Annotated in this window: 6 protein-coding genes and 1 tRNA gene; 4 read left to right on the top strand and 3 right to left on the bottom strand. The window is 65.5% G+C overall.

Annotated features, from left to right (window positions below):
• Positions 1–220: 220 nt before the first annotated feature.
• Positions 221–859 carry a (d)CMP kinase gene (gene cmk, locus I5M_RS28285; protein ID WP_022724475.1) on the bottom strand — a complete coding sequence of 213 codons (639 nt, stop codon included), beginning with the start codon at positions 857–859 and terminating at the stop codon, positions 221–223.
• A 168-nt stretch (positions 860–1,027) separates the two neighbouring features.
• On the opposite strand from cmk, the gene I5M_RS28280 reads away from it, so the two are divergent.
• The gene (locus I5M_RS28280) at positions 1,028–1,723 is read left to right on the top strand and encodes a lysophospholipid acyltransferase family protein (protein WP_022724474.1); all 696 of its coding nucleotides are present in this window, start codon (positions 1,028–1,030) and stop codon (positions 1,721–1,723) included.
• Here the strand turns inward: I5M_RS28280 and I5M_RS28275 are convergent.
• The gene (locus tag I5M_RS28275; RefSeq protein ID WP_244432113.1) at positions 1,698–2,399 is read right to left on the bottom strand and encodes a zeta toxin family protein; all 702 of its coding nucleotides are present in this window, start codon (positions 2,397–2,399) and stop codon (positions 1,698–1,700) included. The two genes, I5M_RS28280 and I5M_RS28275, sit on opposite strands and share 26 nt — an antisense overlap.
• Before the next feature lie 26 nt (positions 2,400–2,425).
• On the opposite strand from I5M_RS28275, the gene I5M_RS32975 reads away from it, so the two are divergent.
• Entirely contained in the window at positions 2,426–2,626 is a 201-nt protein-coding gene (locus I5M_RS32975; protein ID WP_159104041.1) for a hypothetical protein, read from the top strand.
• Between the two features lie 36 nt (positions 2,627–2,662).
• Here I5M_RS32975 and aroA read toward each other — a convergent pair whose 3' ends face one another.
• Positions 2,663–4,000 carry a 3-phosphoshikimate 1-carboxyvinyltransferase gene (gene aroA / locus I5M_RS28265; RefSeq protein ID WP_022724471.1) on the bottom strand — a complete coding sequence of 446 codons (1,338 nt, stop codon included), beginning with the start codon at positions 3,998–4,000 and terminating at the stop codon, positions 2,663–2,665.
• A gap of 130 nt (positions 4,001–4,130) precedes the next feature.
• Here aroA and I5M_RS28260 point away from each other — a divergent pair, with 130 nt between their 5' ends.
• Positions 4,131–4,532 carry a TIGR02300 family protein gene (locus tag I5M_RS28260; protein WP_022724470.1) on the top strand — a complete coding sequence of 134 codons (402 nt, stop codon included), beginning with the start codon at positions 4,131–4,133 and terminating at the stop codon, positions 4,530–4,532.
• A gap of 65 nt (positions 4,533–4,597) precedes the next feature.
• Positions 4,598–4,673, top strand: a tRNA-Ala gene (locus tag I5M_RS28255).
• Positions 4,674–4,688 lie beyond the last annotated feature (15 nt).

Genomic DNA, 4,688 nt, shown 5'->3' with positions numbered 1-4,688 from the left:
CGACCGACGACGCCTTNATCCGCGAATGCGCAGCGGGCCGGCAACATGCCTGCACGGTCGAAACGGTGATCCGCCGAACGGCGGATCTTTGGACTGAATTTCAGCAAATCATCCGGCCACAGAACGACATCGCGGTCGCAACCGACGACACGATCTTCGTCCAGCCATCATGTGGGCGGTGGAGCGGGCGATCCTCCAATGACGGCGTCGGTTTGGTCCTTTAGACCCGACGCCGGCCCGCTCGAACGGCCTCGACAATATCGATGGCGGCCCGGACGCCGCCTTCTATATCCAAATAGGAATTGTCGAGCAAGACTGCATCCTCGGCCTGTTTTAACGGCGCCGCTGCGCGGTTCTTGTCGCGCTCGTCGCGTTTGAGGATATCGGCCAGGATGGCCCCCTCGTCGGCCGCCTCGCCGCGCGAGCGGGCCTCGAGCGCGCGGCGGTGGGCGCGGACCTCGGGCTTGGCGACCACGAAGATCTTCACGTCGGCGTCGGGACAGATCACGGTGCCGATGTCCCGGCCGTCCAGCACGGCGCCGGGCGGGGCGGCCGCGAAGGTTCGCTGGAAGTCCAGCAGCGCGGCGCGGACGGCCGGATGCGCCGAAACGACCGAGGCAGCCTCGCCGGCGGCCTGCGTCTTCAGCTCCGGATCGTCGAAATGCGCTGGATCCAGGCTCCGCGCCGCTTCCAGCGCGGCGGCTTCGTCCGCGAGGTCGCCGCCGCGGTCCAGCACGGCCTTGCCGACCGCCCGATAGATCAGGCCGGTATCTAAGTGACGGAAGCCATAATGAGCCGCGAGCCGCTTGCCGAGCGTGCCTTTGCCGGATGCCGCCGGACCGTCGATGGCGATGATCATTCTTCGTCGCATTTCCAAAAATTTGGCTCGCCGAGCGCGGCCAGCGCGTCAACCTGAAGCGCCTCGGCGGTCGTTTGCAGCCGTCAAAGACCCGGTATAAACCCGCGATCCGCCGAAGCCAGCCCCCGTCGGCGATGTCGCGTCAATCTCTGCCTGGACCCTTCCTGGATGGCCACACCCGCTTTCGTCAAACGGATTACGCGATCGGACGCGGCCCTGTCGCTCGGCGTCTTCCTGTCGACGATCTATTATCATGTCGTGCTGTGGACCGGCCGCTACGACCGGCAGGCGGCACCGATCGCCGAGCCCTACATTTTGGCGATGTGGCACGGGCGGCTGATCATGGCGCCGATGCTGCGGCCCAAAAGCAAGCCTCTGGTCGCGCTGATCAGCGGACACCGCGACGGCAAGGTGATCTCCAGGGTCGGCGCCGCGTTCGGCATCCAGACGGCAGTCGGGTCGAGTTCGAAGGGCGGCATGCGGGCGGCGCGCGAGATGATGCGGCTCGGGCGCTCCGGTCACAGCCTGTTCGTCACGCCCGACGGCCCGCGCGGTCCCCGCATGCGCATCAACAGTGACGGCATCCTCGATCTGGCGCGGCTCACCGGCCTGCCGATCCTGCCGGTGTCGGTCAGCATGTCGCGCCACAAGCTGTTGCGCAGTTGGGACCGCCTGATGCTGCCGGGACTGTTCGCCAGGATCGCGATCCGCTTCGGCGAGCCCATCGTCGTGGCTGCTGGCTCGGACGTCGCCGAGACTTCCGAGCAGCTCCGTCTCGCGTTGACGGCGGTCCAGCAGCAGGTGGACCGGCTGGTCGGCATCGAGCCGGTCGAGGCGGCTAGCTCGGAGCCTTCTCGAGCTTGATCTTCGATGCCAAGCCGATTGCGTGTTTGATATCGGGAAGAGCGTCCGGATCGACCGCGATCGTATTGCCGGCTTTCAGTGCGATCCGTGCCGGGGTGGCGCCGGAATTGTCGAAGATCCACGCTTGGTCCGCATGTCTCAGAAACCACGGCAGTTGATCCAGTGATCGCTGCCGACGTGATCGGATCTTGGCGGCGGGCACGTTATGGCCGCCTTTCGCTACGCGCAGTTTGACTCGCTCGATGGCGAGTTCGACGGATTGCAACAGCACGTAGATCAGGCGGATTTCGAAGCCGTTGCGCCGCGCGCGCAACACCAACTGACGGTACTTGTCGGTCGATAGCACCGTCTCGACCCCGATCGTCTGGTACGCCGCGATCGAGGCTTCGAGCCAGCTGTAAATCCTCGTCACGGCTTCGACGTTCGCCGCGCGCGCTCTCAACCTTTCGGTCTTCCGGATGCGTGCGGTCAGCAGGTCGGGATTGATGATCCAGACCGATCCGCCAAAGTCTCCGATATCCGTGTCGGTGTAGACGCTGCTCTTGCCTGAACCGTTGGGTCCCGCAACGATCCAGAGCTTTGGTCTATCGGGCCTTCCGCGTGACACGATCCGGAGACCCAAACCGCTCCGTGTTCTCGCGTCGCGCCTTGCTGACGTTCCGGGCGAAAACAGCACTCAAGTCATCGCCGAAGGTGGGGCTGTTGGCGTCGATCGCCCAAACCTTGAATGCCCGCCCTTCGGCGTTGCGAACGCTCTTGGAGGTCACCGAGCCGCCGGGAGCGGCAGACTTCTTGAGGGCCGCCTTTTTTACGGTGAGCTTCCTCGAAGCGTTCTTCTTCGGCGCCAATTTCTTCACGACGACCCGTGGCATCTGTCCCTCCGGACCTCGGAACGAGAGCTGATATCTAACCATGAATGGATGAACCGGAATAGCCGGCTCAGCCGAACTCCGCTCCGAGCCGCCGCATCATCGGGATAAAGTCCGGGAAGCTGGTGGCGATGAAGGTGGTGTCGTCGACGGTGACCGGCTTGTCGGAAGCGAGGCCCATCGCCAGTGCCGACATGGCGATGCGGTGGTCCATGTGGGTGGCGACGATGCCGCCGCCGGGCACATGACCCTTGCCGTGAACGATCAGGTCGTCGTTTTCGATTTCGACCTCGACGCCGCTGACCCGCAGCATCTCAGCGGTCGCTTCGAGGCGATCGGATTCTTTGACGCGTAGCTCCTTGAGGCCGCGCATCACCGTGGTGCCTTCGGCGAAGGCTGCCGCCACGCCCAGCACCAGATATTCGTCGATCATCGACGGCGCGCGCTCGGGCGGCACTTCGACGCCCTTGAGACGCGAGGCCCGCACGCGGAAGTTCGCCATCGGCTCGCCAGCGTCGCCGCGGACGTCGGTCTCTTCGATCGAGGCGCCCATCTCGCGCAGGGTAGCGATCAGGCCGGTGCGCAGCGGATTGGTCATGACGTCGGTCAGCACGATGTCAGAGCCCGGCACGATCAGCGCCGCCACCATCGGAAAGGCCGCCGAGGACGGATCGGCCGGCACCACCACCGGCGCGCCGCGCAGCTCGGGCTGGCCGGTCAGCGAAATCTTGCGGCCGTGCGCGCCCTCCGGCTCGGTGACGATCTCGGCCCCGAAATGCTTCAGCATGAGTTCGGTGTGGTCGCGGCTGGCTTCGCTCTCGATCACCGTGGTGACGCCGGGCGCCGCCAGCCCGGCCAGCAGCACAGCGGATTTGATCTGCGCTGACGCCACCGGGGTTCGGTAAACGATTGGTAAAGGCTCGCGGGCGCCCTGCAGGGTCAGCGGCAGGCGGCCGCCCTCCGCACTGGAGACCACCTTGGCGCCCATCAGCGCCAGCGGATCGACGATCCGGCGCATCGGGCGCGAGCGCAGCGAGGCGTCGCCGTCGAACGTGGCGGTGATCGGCGCGCCGGCCACGGCGCCCATCACCAGCCGGCAGCCGGTGCCGGAATTGCCGAAGTCGAGCGGGGCGTCCGGCTGGGCGAAGCCGGCAACGCCGACGCCGTGCACGCTCCAGGCGCAATCACCGGTGCGTTCGACCTTGGCGCCGAGCGCCCGCATCGCCTTGGCAGTATTCAGGACGTCCTCGCCCTCCAGCAGGCCGGAAATCCGGGTCTCACCGACCGCCAGGGCGCCGAGAATCAGGGCGCGGTGGGAGATCGATTTGTCACCCGGCACACGGGCGGTGCCCTTCAGCGCGGCGCTCTTGCGCGCCTGGAGCGGCGCCGGTGGGCTCGTATGGGTCAAGATGAAGGTCCTTCGCTGCGGGCCGGAGGCCTCGCAATCGCACGTCCGATGGGTACAAACCGCTATTGACAGCGGCGCCCCAACTAGCCAAGTGAAGCACCGTTTTTCAAGAAATCCCAAGGTTGCACAAGTGGCGAAATCCGAGCTCGGAACCAAGCGCGTCTGCCCGACGACGGGCAAGAAGTTCTACGATCTCAACAAGTCTCCGGTGATCTCGCCCTATACCGGGGAAGTGGTGCCGATCGCGCCGGTGGCCGGAACGCGCGGCCGCGCCGATCAGCGCGCCGCCGCCACCCCGGACGAAGCGCCCGAGGCGATGGAGTCGGAAGAGCTGGTGTCGCTCGAAGAGGCCGATGCCGAGGAGAACTCCGGCAAGGTCAAGGCCGTGGTGCCGGAATCCGAAGACGATATCGAACTCGACGACACAATCGAGGACGATGACGACGATTCGACCTTCATCGCCGACGAAGAAGAAGGGGATGAAGACGTCACTGACATTATTGGTGACGTTTCTGGCGATGAGGAGACTTGAGATCGTCGCCGATCTGTGATCAACGAATGTCCCCGCGGCTGATTTGGCCGCGGACCCAGGGTTAAGGGGCCATAGCTCAGCTGGGAGAGCGCTTGCATGGCATGCAAGAGGTCGGCGGTTCGATCCCGCCTGGCTCCACCAGCCTTCGCTGCTTCG

The organism is Rhodopseudomonas sp. B29, assembly GCF_000333455.1.
Lineage (GTDB): Bacteria > Pseudomonadota > Alphaproteobacteria > Rhizobiales > Xanthobacteraceae > Rhodopseudomonas.
Note: the sequence above shows the minus strand (reverse complement) of the source record. Positions and strands in the feature narration are given on the sequence as shown.

What these genes read in the sequence shown, in the direction of transcription:
- cmk (WP_022724475.1), bottom strand. Translation starts at nt 859, where the DNA reads ATGATCATCGCCATCGACGGTCCGGCGGCATCCGGCAAAGGCACGCTC.
- I5M_RS28280 (WP_022724474.1), top strand. Translation starts at nt 1,028, where the DNA reads ATGGCCACACCCGCTTTCGTCAAACGGATTACGCGATCGGACGCGGCC.